Annotated in this window: 14 protein-coding genes; 5 read left to right on the forward strand and 9 right to left on the reverse strand. The window is 40.1% G+C overall.

The genetic code is table 11. The features are described from left to right. Positions 1 to 10: 10 nt before the first annotated feature. Both apbC and Q9R21_RS03810 read right to left on the reverse strand, forming a co-directional pair. Positions 11 to 1,270 carry an iron-sulfur cluster carrier protein ApbC gene (apbC, locus tag Q9R21_RS03805; protein WP_311203763.1) on the reverse strand — a complete coding sequence of 420 codons (1,260 nt, stop codon included), beginning with the start codon at positions 1,268 to 1,270 and terminating at the stop codon, positions 11 to 13. A gap of 275 nt (positions 1,271 to 1,545) precedes the next feature. Beyond that, complete coding sequence (locus Q9R21_RS03810; protein WP_004280731.1) at positions 1,546 to 2,343, reverse strand: hypothetical protein; 798 nt, start codon at positions 2,341 to 2,343, stop codon at positions 1,546 to 1,548. A gap of 313 nt (positions 2,344 to 2,656) precedes the next feature. On the opposite strand from Q9R21_RS03810, the gene metG reads away from it, so the two are divergent. After that, entirely contained in the window at positions 2,657 to 4,717 is a 2,061-nt protein-coding gene (gene metG, locus Q9R21_RS03815) for a methionine--tRNA ligase (RefSeq protein ID WP_311203764.1), read from the forward strand. 310 nt (positions 4,718 to 5,027) lie between these two features. Here metG and Q9R21_RS03820 read toward each other — a convergent pair whose 3' ends face one another. Next, the gene (locus tag Q9R21_RS03820; protein WP_180037056.1) at positions 5,028 to 6,092 is read right to left on the reverse strand and encodes a hypothetical protein; all 1,065 of its coding nucleotides are present in this window, start codon (positions 6,090 to 6,092) and stop codon (positions 5,028 to 5,030) included. A 90-nt stretch (positions 6,093 to 6,182) separates the two neighbouring features. Beyond that, positions 6,183 to 6,299, reverse strand: coding sequence for a hypothetical protein (locus Q9R21_RS03825; RefSeq protein ID WP_086044934.1), 117 nt, complete (start codon positions 6,297 to 6,299; stop codon positions 6,183 to 6,185). A gap of 268 nt (positions 6,300 to 6,567) precedes the next feature. On the opposite strand from Q9R21_RS03825, the gene Q9R21_RS03830 reads away from it, so the two are divergent. Both Q9R21_RS03830 and Q9R21_RS03835 read left to right on the forward strand, forming a co-directional pair. Next, positions 6,568 to 7,548, forward strand: coding sequence for an MBL fold metallo-hydrolase (locus Q9R21_RS03830; protein WP_311203765.1), 981 nt, complete (start codon positions 6,568 to 6,570; stop codon positions 7,546 to 7,548). A gap of 448 nt (positions 7,549 to 7,996) precedes the next feature. Then, positions 7,997 to 9,184 (forward strand): ammonium transporter, encoded by a 1,188-nt coding sequence (locus tag Q9R21_RS03835; protein WP_311203766.1) that lies wholly within the window; start codon positions 7,997 to 7,999, stop codon positions 9,182 to 9,184. Positions 9,185 to 9,253: 69 nt separating this feature from the next. On the opposite strand, the gene Q9R21_RS03840 is transcribed toward Q9R21_RS03835, so the two are convergent. Together Q9R21_RS03840 and Q9R21_RS03845 are read right to left on the reverse strand one after the other, a co-directional pair. Beyond that, positions 9,254 to 9,877, reverse strand: a complete 624-nt coding sequence (locus Q9R21_RS03840) for a LysE family translocator (protein ID WP_004280739.1) — start codon at positions 9,875 to 9,877, stop codon at positions 9,254 to 9,256. A 103-nt stretch (positions 9,878 to 9,980) separates the two neighbouring features. Beyond that, positions 9,981 to 10,163, reverse strand: coding sequence for an NF038215 family lipoprotein (locus tag Q9R21_RS03845; protein ID WP_311203767.1), 183 nt, complete (start codon positions 10,161 to 10,163; stop codon positions 9,981 to 9,983). 180 nt (positions 10,164 to 10,343) lie between these two features. Between Q9R21_RS03845 and Q9R21_RS03850 the strand changes: the two genes are divergently transcribed. Then, positions 10,344 to 11,225 carry a pyridoxal-phosphate dependent enzyme gene (locus Q9R21_RS03850; protein WP_311203768.1) on the forward strand — a complete coding sequence of 294 codons (882 nt, stop codon included), beginning with the start codon at positions 10,344 to 10,346 and terminating at the stop codon, positions 11,223 to 11,225. Here the strand turns inward: Q9R21_RS03850 and Q9R21_RS03855 are convergent. Then, entirely contained in the window at positions 11,222 to 11,545 is a 324-nt protein-coding gene (locus tag Q9R21_RS03855) for a DUF4870 domain-containing protein (RefSeq protein ID WP_004280743.1), read from the reverse strand. The two genes, Q9R21_RS03850 and Q9R21_RS03855, sit on opposite strands and share 4 nt — an antisense overlap. Before the next feature lie 187 nt (positions 11,546 to 11,732). Between Q9R21_RS03855 and Q9R21_RS03860 the strand changes: the two genes are divergently transcribed. Beyond that, positions 11,733 to 12,932, forward strand: a complete 1,200-nt coding sequence (locus Q9R21_RS03860) for an NAD(P)/FAD-dependent oxidoreductase (RefSeq protein WP_311203769.1) — start codon at positions 11,733 to 11,735, stop codon at positions 12,930 to 12,932. A 29-nt stretch (positions 12,933 to 12,961) separates the two neighbouring features. Here the strand turns inward: Q9R21_RS03860 and Q9R21_RS03865 are convergent, their stop codons facing one another. Together Q9R21_RS03865 and Q9R21_RS03870 are read right to left on the reverse strand one after the other, a co-directional pair. Continuing rightward, entirely contained in the window at positions 12,962 to 13,084 is a 123-nt protein-coding gene (locus Q9R21_RS03865) for a hypothetical protein (protein WP_311203770.1), read from the reverse strand. A 154-nt stretch (positions 13,085 to 13,238) separates the two neighbouring features. Continuing rightward, positions 13,239 to 13,406, reverse strand: coding sequence for a hypothetical protein (locus Q9R21_RS03870; protein ID WP_004732043.1), 168 nt, complete (start codon positions 13,404 to 13,406; stop codon positions 13,239 to 13,241). Between the last annotated feature and the right edge of the window lie 4 nt (positions 13,407 to 13,410).

Genomic DNA, 13,410 nt, shown 5'->3' on the forward strand with positions numbered 1-13,410 from the left:
GTCTATAGAATTAAAAAATTCGACTATGGTCTTTCTCTGCTTTAGGTAACTGCGCTGCAATTTTCTCTGCAATCAGCATATAGCTTTCTGCAGCAGCATCTCCCGCGATCACTGACGGCGTTCCAGCATCGGCATTTTCACGAATTTTAGCATCCAAAGGTAAACGACCCAATAATGGGACTTGATATTGCTCAGACAGTTTATCGCCACCGCCTGTACCAAAAATCTGTTCCTCAAAACCACAATTTGAGCAGATATGGGTCGACATGTTTTCAATCACGCCCATGATCGGAATCTGCACGCGGTTAAACAATTCAATGCCTTTGGTCGCATCCAGCAAGGCCACGTTTTGTGGCGTTGTCACAATTACTGCGCCCGTTACCGGAATACGCTGCGCGAGAGTTAACTGGATATCACCTGTGCCAGGTGGCATATCAATCATCAGCACATCAAGGTCTGGCCATAGGGTCTGATTGAATAACTGCATTAATGCACCCGTGGCTTTTGGACCACGCCAGGCGACTGGAGTATTGTGATCTCCAGTTAAATGGCCAATTGATAATACCGCCATCCCATAGGCTTCGATAGGGACAAACTGCTCTGCTTCGATCATTGGCGTTTTGCCGGCATTGCCGAGCATAGTCGGAATACTTGGGCCGTAAATATCGGCATCTAGTACGCCTACGCGCAGGCCTAATTTCTGTAGAGCCAAAGCCAGATTTACAGTCGTGGTCGATTTACCTACGCCACCTTTACCAGATGACACCAGAATCACATTTTGAATCCTTGGGTGTTTTGGAACATCACGCTGTTGCGGCGCAGCTTTTTGAATAGGTGGATTATTTGGATCAGCTTCTTCTGTTTTTGCAGGCTGTGCCGACGCATCAACCACAGGGGGAAGATTGGGTTTTGCTTCCGCTTTAGGCTCGCTTGAACAGTTTTCACCTTCAGCATGGTTATGCCCGCAACCCCCTTCTTTCTTATGTCCAGTTTTCTGCTGAATCACATGCATATTCAGTTCTTTAATACCACATTTTTGCAAAGCTTCCGCCAGTTCATCATGAATCTGTTGCAGCTGCGCTTTTTCTTCTGGATAGGTATTCAAAGTGATTTGCAGAATCTCACCCTGTACATTGACCTGCGTAATACGATCTTTCAAGGTATTGCTGGAATTTGGCAAGATATAGTTTTGCAGTACGTTTTGCACAGCTTCTTCGTTCACCTCCTTGGAAGGCGAAAAAACCGATTTAAGCGAAGAAAGCCAAGACATAGGTTACTCCAAAAATGTAGATCGACATCTGAATCGCTTAGTTTAACGGGGTTTTAGGCGAAGGTTAAGCACTGTATTGGAGAAGATGAAACAGATATCTTCAATTTCCAACCATTTTACTCGGTTTTTTGAAATGTTTTATGAAATCTTGGTGAATAGAAATAATGAAAGAAAAGAGAGATGGACTATTTTGATGTAATAAATTTTTTTTATTTATCTCGAGCGTGTTAAGCCACTTTAACCTTCTGTGATTAAAGTGGCTCCATGATCACAGACTATTTATGATTTTTATTGTTTTCAGATTTGTCCTGTTGATCCTTGGTATTTTTATCCTGATCTTGTTTCGATTCATCCTTTTTAGACTGAGAGTTGCTTTCTGAATCTGTATCTTTGGCATCTTGCTGCTGATCAGAATCACCTTCCTTCGATTGATTATCTTTCATTTTATTCATCGTATCAGTTGCCATCTGTTTCAGCTCAGCGAACTTAACCGAGGCTTCGCTGAATAAGTCTGTGATTTTCTGTCTGGTATCTTCAAACTTATGCATGGCTTCATCTTTTAAATTTGCCATACCTGCCTGCTGATCGGTCTGACCATCTTTAGCATTTTGTTTATCTGACTTGTTAGATGACTTATCTTGAGAAGTATGATCCGCTTTGGCTTTTTTCGCATCATCCGAACCTTGCTCAGCATTTTGCTGGTTGTCAGATTTGCCATGTTTCAGCTCATTCAGAAGCTTTTCACCTTTTTGCAATAGCTCTTCACCAATCGCTATCGCTTTGGCTTTTAAGTCATCCATCTTAAAGCTTTCAGTTTTTTTATCAGACTGATTCTCTTGAGAACTGTCTTTTTGCGCTGATTGCTCAGCATTTTCCTCTTTACCGTTATGCTGGGTATCAGACTTCTGATCAGCATGGGTCTGGGCACTTTGCCCGTTCTTATGTTCCTGATTATGCTGTTTATCCAGCTCGTTTTGCTTTTGCTCTTTTGCAAGCTGATCATTCAATTCGCGTGCATGTTGTTCTTTATCTTGATTTTGCTTCGACGTATTGTTTTGGTTCTGCTGAGTCATGAGGTACCCTCCTTAGGCATATCATATAACCAATCAGCCATTTTTTTAGCACAAAGCATCACGCGAATCGGGCGAAGTAAGCAAACTGCAACAAAGCCTGTACAAGTTGTTGCTATTGTTTGCAGGATGTAGCATGAGCTGAGTCAAATCTGTATTGAAAAGCTCTATGCTAAAGATGATGCAGGCTTTTGTATTCGGGCTGTCCAAGTCCATCTATTCGCAGGGTTTCAGCAAAGCATTTCTTTGTAATCCCCTCGGCATCATGTAAAATTATGGCCCATTGCATAATGAATACGAATGAGAGAGTGAATCCGTGCGTAAAATTTTAGTCACCAATGCCCTTCCTTACGCCAATGGCCCGATTCATATGGGTCACTTACTTGGCTATATCCAAGCAGATATTTGGGTACGTGCCATGCGCGCGATGGGTCATGATGTGACTTATGTCTGTGCGGATGATGCTCACGGAACTGCGATCATGCTACGTGCCGAAGCGAATGGCATTTCACCTGAAGCACAAATTGCCAATGTGCAAAAAGAACATATCCGTGACTTTGACGGTTTCGGTGTGCATTTCGATCATTATGATTCTACACATAGCGATACCAACCGTGCCCGTGCATCTGAAATCTATGTGAAAAACCGTGATGCTGGCAATATTGCAGTTCGCCCGGTGACCCAGCTTTTTGATCCTGAAAAAGGCATGTTCCTGTCAGACCGTTTCATTAAAGGCACCTGTCCGAAATGTAAGGCGGAAGATCAGTACGGCGACTCATGTGAAGTCTGCGGTGCAACTTATAATGCGACAGAATTGTTGAATCCGCATTCCACTTTAAGTGGCGCAACACCAGTTGAAAAATCATCTGATCATTACTTCTTTAAATTGCCAAATTTTGGTGAATACCTGCAAAAATGGACTCGTGATGAAGGTCGCCTGCCAGTATCGATTGCCAACAAGCTGGACGAATGGTTTGAAAATGGCTTGAACGATTGGGACATCTCACGTGATGCGCCATACTTCGGTTTTGAAATTCCAGATGCACCAAACAAATACTTCTATGTGTGGGTCGATGCGCCAATTGGCTATATGTCAAGTTTTGAAAACTACATCAAGACCAAACGTCCTGAGTTGAATTTTGACGATTTCTGGAAAAAAGATTCTGAAAATGAAGTCTATCACTTCATTGGCAAAGACATCGTATATTTCCATGCCCTGTTCTGGCCGGCAATGCTTGAAGGCGCTAACTACCGTACGCCATCAGGCTTATTCGTAAATGGTTTCTTGACGGTAAATGGCCAAAAGATGTCAAAATCTCGCGGCACCTTTATTAAAGCTGAAACCTATTTAGAGCATTTAAATCCTGAATATCTACGTTACTACTTTGCGTCGAAACTTTCTGACAAAGTTGAAGATTCAGACTTAAATCTGGATGACTTTGTACAAAAAGTGAATTCAGACTTAGTCGGTAAAGTAGTCAACATTGCCAGCCGTTGTGCGAAATTCATTAACACTAAATTTGATAACAAGTTAAGCACGACATGTGCTGAACCTGAATTGGTACAAAGCTTTATTGATGCAGGTAGCTCAATTGCTCAGGCTTATGAAGCACGTGAATTCTCTGCGGCAATTCGTGAAATCATGGCGCTGGCAGACAAAGCCAACCAGTATATCGACGAGAAAAAGCCTTGGGCACTTGCTAAGCAAGAAGGTCAGGAACAACAGGTTCATGATGTATGTTCTGTGGGAATCAACCTGTTCCGTCAATTGGCAGTGTATTTAGCGCCTGTATTGCCAACTTTGGCTCAACAAGTTCAAGATTTCTTACAACTTGAAAACTTCGATTTTGCTTCTCGCGAAACAATTCTAGTGGGTCATGAAATTGCATTGTTCCAACCGTTGATGCAACGTGTAGATCCAAAAGCTGTTGCTGCCATGGTGGATGCATCTAAAGATTCTTTAGCTGCTCCTGCTGTTGAACCAGCTAAAGCTGAAAAGAAAAAAGAGAAGAAGGTAGAAAAGAAACCTGAACCTAAAGCCGGTGAAGCTGAAATCATTAATATTGATGATTTTATGAAAGTTGACCTGCGTGTTGCTGAAGTTTTAGAAGCGGCTACGGTTGAAGGTTCTGACAAATTGCTTCAACTCACTTTAAACGTTGGTGAAGCTGAGCCACGTAATGTGTTCAGTGGTATTCGTGAGTTCTACCAACCTGAAGACTTAAAAGGCAAACTGGTGGTGATGGTGGCGAACCTTGCGCCACGTAAGATGCGTTTTGGTATTTCAAACGGAATGGTTTTAGCTGCGGGTAATGGCGACGGTGTTTGGGTAATTTCACCTGAATCTGGTGCTAAACCGGGTGATAAAGTGTCTTAAGATTTTCAATCTTAGATGATAAGAAAAGCCTCTACTGATGTAGGGGCTTTTTTTATGCCTTTAGATTCCCTCTCCTTTTTTAAAGGAGAGGGTTAGGGAGAGATCAGAAACTATTGCCTTACTTTTGAAAGATCAAAAGTAACAAAAATCTTTTGTTAACTTGATGATACTTCCATGTATCACAAGTGAACGGCGACATCCATGTCGCCTCCAACTAAATTAATACCATCACTAAGTCAACTTTTTTATTACATCGAACAGACCAGATTTTTAAATAAAGTATTGGCTTAACACTATTTTTAGTTTGAAATCATTTTAATTTGAGCCAAAAAACTTGAGTTGCAATATTTAAATACTCATATGCAACATTAGTTTTTTGTGCAAAGGCTTCATCACGAGTGATTAGATATTCACAAAAACAACCATAAGATGCATGTGACATGTCACTGAATGATGCAATAAAACGCTTTTCTTTATGTAATCCTTCATCTTGATAATAACCGATCAGATTTAATATAGTATAAATTTGATTTACTTTTTGAAAAATATAGTATTCCTGCCCTGAACCAATTAAATTTTTCAATTGAAAGAAGTCATCTAACTCATTATTTTCCAATTCAGGATTGTTTTCTTGAAGTAATTTCCATATTTGATTTAAAGCATTTGGTAATTTAATTTTTTGTAAGTTATCATGATTGATATTCAATGATTCTCGTAAAAATTTATGAGGTGATTTTTCTTTATTAGACTCTTCTAAATGCCTTACCGATCTCTGAATATATAATTTATATTCATCTCGCTGATTCATTAGGTTAGGAATTTTAACTTTAAATTTTTCTATTTCTGATAAAAGATAGTCATCTTTGTATGTACTGTTTTTAAGATCACTTAAAGATTTTTCTAAAAATAGTAATAAATTATCAAAAGCTTCAATTTGTTCGTATTCAAAAGTTTTAAAATCCTTTACACCACCATATAAAGCAAATAAATTCTTAGTTGATGGATTAATCATTTTGTTTAAAAAATTATTTTCAATGTAATTATTAAAATGAACTAGTGGATCATCCCAGGATCTAAAAATAGTATTTGTTAAAGTCCCATGCTCATCAGTAGTTAAGGCGATATAGTGTGCATTTAACTCCCTTAAGATATCTAAAAACTCAACACAATATTTACTGCTTTTCCCCTTTATTACTGATCTGTAAATTTCTTCTAAAGTAATGGGTGAATAAACAGCTTGTACTTCTTCTTTTAAATATCTAAAAAAATCTGAATCTCTACTAAGTATTGGCTTTTCTTTATATTCACTAAATAAGTCTAGAATATTTTGATCTAAATAAGCTAAAGGTTTTCCTGAGTACTCTGGTTCGCTCATACAATGCTCTCATTAAGTAATTATCTATTTTCTTCGAAATAATCCATCAAAAAAGCCTCTATCTCTAGAGGCTTTTTATTACTGGGTCACTTAGCCTTGCAACACAAATTCCCAAATCACATAGCCCAGTCCAAAACCAAGTAGTGAATATAAGGTAATAATGAAAAATACAAAGCTGGCATTGTTTTTTCTTTTCCAAAAACTCATCGCGACACCCAAAGCTTGTTCGTAATACCCCATGTTAACGAGCTTTTCATAAAAAGTGAAATGTATCTAAGCATTTTATTTATAATAATATTTTCATTAAAAATAAATTCTTTACTTTCAAAAAATCAATATACAGATTCAGACTGATTTTTTAGTACAGATGACAAATCAGCACTTCCATTTTAAAAAATGGTAAATATATTCATATTCTTTTTTGCTGGCATCCGTGCTAATACATAGAATTGACTTTAATTACATAAGAATAGCTATGAAATACTTCACTTCTTCTCTCATCGTGTCATTGCTTGTTTTAGGTTCAATGGCGGGTATCTCTCAAACACATGCACAATCCGTTTCTAGCACCCAACAACAAAAACAGGTTCCCGGTTATTATCAACATAACTTCGGGGATTACCAAATTACTGCCCTGCTAGATGGCACCAATTATCTGTCCAAAGCCTTATTTAAAGATATTCCAGCAGCTCAAGCCGACCAGATATTGAAAAAATACTACGTCGATCAAGCTAAAGGCATCCAAACCTCCGTGAATGCCTTTCTGGTCAATACAGCCAAGGAAATGGTTCTGGTCGATAGCGGGACTTCAAGCTGTAATGGTCCACACCTAGGTTCAGTGTATTCCAATTTAAAGGCTTCAGGGCATAAACCTGAACAGATCAATGCCATCCTGCTCACGCATTTACATCCAGACCATGTATGCGGTATAAGTAATAATAGTGTTGCCAATTTTCCCAATGCCAACATTTATGTGTCTCAAGCTGAACTGGATTTCTGGATAAATCCCACAACGGTAGAAAAATTACCAAAAGCCAAGCAGGCAGGTTTTTTGGGCACAGTCGATAAAATCAAGAAAGCCATTGCACCCTATCAGGCCAAGAATCAGCTCAAAACCTTTAAAACCGGCGATAAAATCCATGCTTTCGATGTTATCAGTTCGGCTGGACATACACCGGGGCATTTTGGTTTTAGCTTAAAATCTAAAGGTCAGCAGATGGTGTTTATTGGAGATATTGTGCACTCACATACGCTGCAGTTTGATCGCCCACAGACCGGCGTTGACTTTGATGTCGATCCGAAAAAGGCGATCGAAACCCGCTTAAAATATTTTGCTGAATATGCGAAAAATGGTCAGACGGTAGCAGCACCACATTTGCCATTTCCGGGGATTGGACATATTTATTCTAAAGACAATAAAAGCTATCAATGGATTCCGGTACATTTTAAAGATTAATTGAATACTTCAATAATTTTATCTAAGCATGAAACCCTAATTTTTTAGGGTTTCATTTATTTTAAATATCCTTCAGCCAGATTCCCTATGACTTGGTAAATTTAAAACTTGAATGACGCTTTGAAATTTAAAAGCAATAGTTTCGTTTATTTTTAAATTTTTTCTTAAAAATCTTTCAATTTTTACGTGCACCTTTAGCATGCTTTTTTAGCACCGTTTTTCTTACGATAAATATAAACACCTAAAAATATAATATAAATCTGAATTTTATGAACTCTCGCCATGTCTTAGTTTGGTGCAAAAAAATAGTAACGTGCTTTATATCGAGTCTTATCAATTTCAAGAAATTCTTCATCAAAATTTCCCTTGCTTAGCCCTCTTCTACAATCAATTTGCCTCTATATACTGATTTTCTTTTGTGATCCCGCGCACTAAATTGGAACGCACCATGCAAAATATAGACTTATTATTTCTTCTTCTCGGTGCAGTTCTAGTGCTTGCCATGCATGCTGGATTTGCTTTTTTAGAGCTTGGAACAGTTCGACATAAAAACCAGGTCAATGCCCTAAGTAAAATTCTAACCGACTTTGCCATCTCCGCCATCGCCTATTTTTTAGTGGGCTACTATCTTGCCTACGGTCAGCACTTTTTCCATGATGCTGCAACCTTGTCTGCCGATCATGGCTACAATCTGATGCGCTGTTTTTTCCTGTTGACTTTTGCTGCAGCAATTCCAGCGATTATCTCTGGAGGGATTGCAGAGCGTGCCAAAATGCGTTCACAGGCTTTAGCGACATTATTTCTGGTTGCGCTGATCTATCCGTTTTTTGAGGGTATGATCTGGAATGGCAACCTTGGTTTTCAGGATTGGCTGACCCATGCATTTGGTGCAAGTTTTCATGATTTTGCCGGCTCAGTTGTCGTTCATGCAATGGGCGGCTGGATGGCACTTGCCGCAATAATCCTACTTGGTGCGCGTCATGGCCGTTACAAAAATGATGGCCGGATCACCGCGCATCCTCCTTCATCAATTCCTTTTTTGGCTTTGGGTTCATGGATTCTGATTGTGGGATGGTTCGGCTTCAATGTCATGAGCGCGCAGCGGCTGGATGCCATTTCTGGACTGGTCGCTATTAACTCTTTGATGGCCATGGTCGGTGGAACAATAGCAGCCAAAGTTGCGGGGAAAGATGACCCGGGCTTCCTGCATAATGGTCCCTTAGCAGGTCTGGTGGCGATTTGTGCAGGATCAGACGTCGTTCATCCCTTGGGTGCTTTTTTTATCGGGATCAGCGCCGGCATTATTTTTGTGAAACTCTTTACCTATACCCAAAATAAACTCAAAGTGGATGATGTATTGGGGGTTTGGCCTTTGCATGGCGTTTGTGGTGCTTTTGGCGGATTAGCTGTGGGTATCTTCGGTCAGCAATGGCTTGGAGGAATGGGAGGAGTGTCTTTAATTTCACAACTCATAGGTACAGTGCTGGCGATTGTCATTGCTTTGGCGGGTGGTTTTTTGGTGTATGGCCTGCTTAAGGTTTTGATGGGTATTCGCCTGACTGAGGAAGAAGAGTTCAATGGTGCAGACTTGTCGATTCATCGTATTTCTGCTAATTCGGAAGAAAATACTTTTTAATAGACATAAAAAAAGCCTCTACGACTAGGGGCTTTTTTTATTTATAAGCAGAGCATCTAGATGAAGTAATTACTTCATACCAAAAATTAATTTTAAGCCAAGTACCGTCATAACTGCGCCTGCTGCGCGGTCAAACAAAGCCTTAAACTTCAAATAAACACGACGTGGCTTTTCCGCAGATAATGCAACTGCGACTAGTGAACACCAGCCTGCATCAATAAAGAAACATAAGACAGGCAAAACAAAATAAAAATACGTTGGAATTTCTTTGGGCAATAACGCGGTAAAAATACTGGCCAGCACAATCGCAATTTTGGGATTGGACAACTGTGTGATTAAACCAGTGGTAAAAGCACGGCGTAAAGACATCTGTTTGCTAATGGTTGTATCCGCTTCGATCGGATCTTTGGCATGTTTAATGATTTTAAACGCCAGCCAAAGTAAATATAAACCACCACAAATTTTTAAGGCCAGGTACGCTGAGGGTACAGCCAGTAAAAATGCCTGCAAACCGAGAACCGCCAGCAGACCAAAAATCGCTGCACCGAGACCAGTACCCAATGCAGTAAATAAACCATGTTTACGTGAAATGGCAATTGAATTTTTTGCCACATAAATAGAAGTTGGCCCGGGACTCATTGCGCCTAACATCAGGGCAAAAGCAATCGAACCTAAAATCCAGAATGATTCCACGAGATAACCTGACTTAAAAATTGAAGGGCTATTTTAAGCAAAAACCTGACAATTTGCTGTAAAAATTTCTGGATTTGTCATGAATTTCAACTATAGCAATTACTTAAGGTTTCAACTCATCCTGAGCACTCAAATGCTTGTCTAGCAGTTGATAGTCCTGCTCATATACAGGTACGCCACCAATAATCATGGTACGGGTTTCTGTTTTAGGTTTATTCAACGCATCATCACAGCCCGACAGACTGAGCAACATGCCGACCAACACAACATAGGATAATATTTTCATTATTCTACCCTCCTCAGGGTTTCCTCTGTTTAGATTAGCATTATTGCTTAAATAGTCAGCAGAATATTTGTGACAATCTACAACCAATTCGACAGCGATCAGCTCGCTATTGCCTATTCAAAAGCTCTGATTTTTAGCACTTCCGCTATAATGCCTCCTTCATAAACTTTGCGAACTTTTATGTTTGAAACCATTGCCCAAAATATTCCAGATCAACAGATTAGTTTTCACGATATTACTTTAATAATACGTCGTCTGGATCTGGTGCATCCGCAAATCTCGGGCAACAAGTTTTTTAAACTGAAATACAATTTTCTTGAAGCCAAAAGACAGGGTTATCAGCATATTCTGAGTTTTGGAGGCGCCTACTCCAATCATATTGCCGCCACTGCATTTGCCGCACAGCAGTTTGGTTTTAAGAGTGTTGGAGTGATTCGGGGTGAAGAACTGGCTGATCGACCATTGAATCCAACATTAGCCACCGCCCAAGAATTCGGGATGCAGTTGCATTTCGTCAGTCGTGATGAATATCGGCGCAAGCAACAGCCTGAGTATTTGGCCGAACTCGCTCGACAATTTCCTGAACATTATGTGATTCCTGAAGGTGGAACTAATGCTCTGGCGATTCAAGGGTGTCAGGAAATATTAAAAGATAGCGATGCGCAATTTGATGTGATTTGTTGTGCAGTAGGCACCGGTGGCACCATCAGCGGATTGATCGAAGCCAGTCACGCGCATCAACAGATCTTAGGATTTTCCGCACTGAAAGGTTCATTTTTAAAAGATGAAGTCGCCCAACTAATGAATAAAACCAACTGGAACATTCTCGATGATTATTGCTGTGGTGGCTATGCCAAAACTAGTGCAGCCTTGGTACAGTTTATCCGGGATTTTGAAGCCGAATTTTCAATTCCACTGGAGCAGATCTACACGGCTAAAATGCTGATGGGGATTTTTGATCTGATCGAGAAAAATTATTTTCCGGCTGGATCAAAACTGCTGGTCATTCATAGTGGTGGTCTGCAAGGCCGTAATATTCCCTTTGGTTTTACAGCAACCTAAGCTTGAATCGGTTGATTGTTATTTAAGGCAATTAACCCTTTAACCAATCGGTAGATATGCCAGATAAAGACCAGAAACACGATCAGGAAGCCAATCAAGATCACGGTCAATAAGCCACCGACGATATAACCCAGCAAACTGATCCAGAAGGTTTTAATTTGCCAGTCGACATGACTTTCCAGCCAGGTGCCACGCATTTCATCACGCTTGATATAATTCATCACAATCGCAATAAATGGGGTAAGGCCAAGAAAGAATCCTAAAATATAAAGAATATATGTAATCAGATTATATTGTTTTAAATCTTCCACACTTGCCATTCGCTTTTCCTTGTTATTATGTTTTTAGTTTGTACAAAAACTATGCATGAGTTTTAGGCAGCTTTCAAATATTTTATGTTTAAAATCCGCTGCAAATCTGCAATCCCTGGACTGATTTTTCTGGAATAGAGAAAGCTGAAATAAAATTGTCTATAATGCTTCCCTTTTCTTCTCCCTTGAGTGTGTGATGTCTTCCAAGCAATACGATGTTCTAGTCATAGGTGCCGGTGCCTCAGGTTTAATGACGGCGTATATGGCTGCGCAACGTGGGCGTAAAGTCGTGGTGGTGGAAAAAGCCAATAAGGTTGGCAAAAAAATCCTGATGTCGGGCGGTGGTAAATGTAATTTCACCAATATGGAAGTCGAACCAAGCAATTACATTTCACACAATCCACATTTTGTGATTTCAGCTTTAACGCGTTATACCAACTGGGACTTTATCGGCTTGGTATGTGAATATGGCATTGCCTATGAAGAGCGCAAACATGGGCAGCTATTTACCTTAAATGGTGCAAAAGATATCTTGTCGATGCTGCTGGCAGAATGTGACAAAACTGGGCTGGTTGATATTAAAACCAGCTGCGAAGTGAAAGCAGTCAATCCAGTCGATAATCAAGGCTTTCAGGTGGCAACCTCACTGGGATATTTTGAAGTTGAATCTGTCGTCGTGGCATCCGGTGGTTTATCGATTCCTACGCTTGGCGGTTCAGGCATTGGCTATGAGATTGCAAAACAGTTTGGACATCACGTCTATCCAACCCGTGCCGGACTGGTTCCATTTACCTTCTCTGACGGATTTAAAGAAGTCACCACGCGCTTAAGCGGTAATGCCGTAGAAGCAACTCTCTCGAATGAGCTTAATAGCTTTACCGAAGCACTATTGTTTACCCATCGCGGTTTGAGTGGGCCAAGTTCCCTGCAACTTTCCAACTACTGGAATGTCGGTCAGAGCTTTAAGGTCGATTTCTTACCGAGTGTAGATTTACTGGATTTCTTTAAAACGAAAAAACGAAGTCAGCCCAAAGTCTTGCTGCGTACATTACTGAATGAATATTTACCGAAAAGTGTGGTGGCTGAATTACAAAGTCTGATCTGGACTGAAAGCGCTGAAACTGCCATTGGCAATATCAGTGATGACAAGCTGGAACAGATTGCGGCACGTCTGCATGGCTTTGAAGTGAAACCTTCAGGAACAGAAGGCTACCGTACAGCGGAAGTGACTTTGGGTGGTGTAGACACCACGGAAGTATCCTCAAAAACCATGGAAAGTAAAAAGCAGAAAGGTTTGTATTTTATTGGTGAAGTGCTGGATGTTACCGGACATTTGGGCGGCTATAATTTCCAATGGGCATGGTCATCGGCACATGCCGCATCGGAATATATTTAATCAATAGATAATCTGGTTTGCTACTTAACTCATTCCAGATAGTCTGTTTTAAACAGGTTGAGATTGGCCGTATTTTTTAAACGGTCAATCGTCAGCTGCATTTTTTGAGCTTCTCGCAGACATAGCGGTACGTCATCTGCTGAAGATGCCATGAATTTATGTTGTAGTGCTTTCCACCTATTGTTGATCTCCTTTTCTTTATATTTTTAATGCAAGAAAAATACCAAAATCATTTTAGTATTCACTTGAATATTCTATATTTTTTAAAAAATAAATTCTATTCCTGGACTGAGCAGGATTGACTCCTCAGTTAAATTCGTCTGTCTCTGGTATTTTCTTATCCAGCTCTCGCTCAGACTGCTCGTCCTGTTTGCTCTTCACAAAAACAAATCGATAGGCAGCGGTAAAAAAGCCAAGCGTAATTCCTGCAATGACTAAAGGAGCCAGAACTTTGTTAGGTTTTTTGGTATTCATTCAT

The sequence above is a fragment of the Acinetobacter sp. RG5 genome (genome assembly GCF_031844265.1).
GTDB lineage: Bacteria > Pseudomonadota > Gammaproteobacteria > Pseudomonadales > Moraxellaceae > Acinetobacter.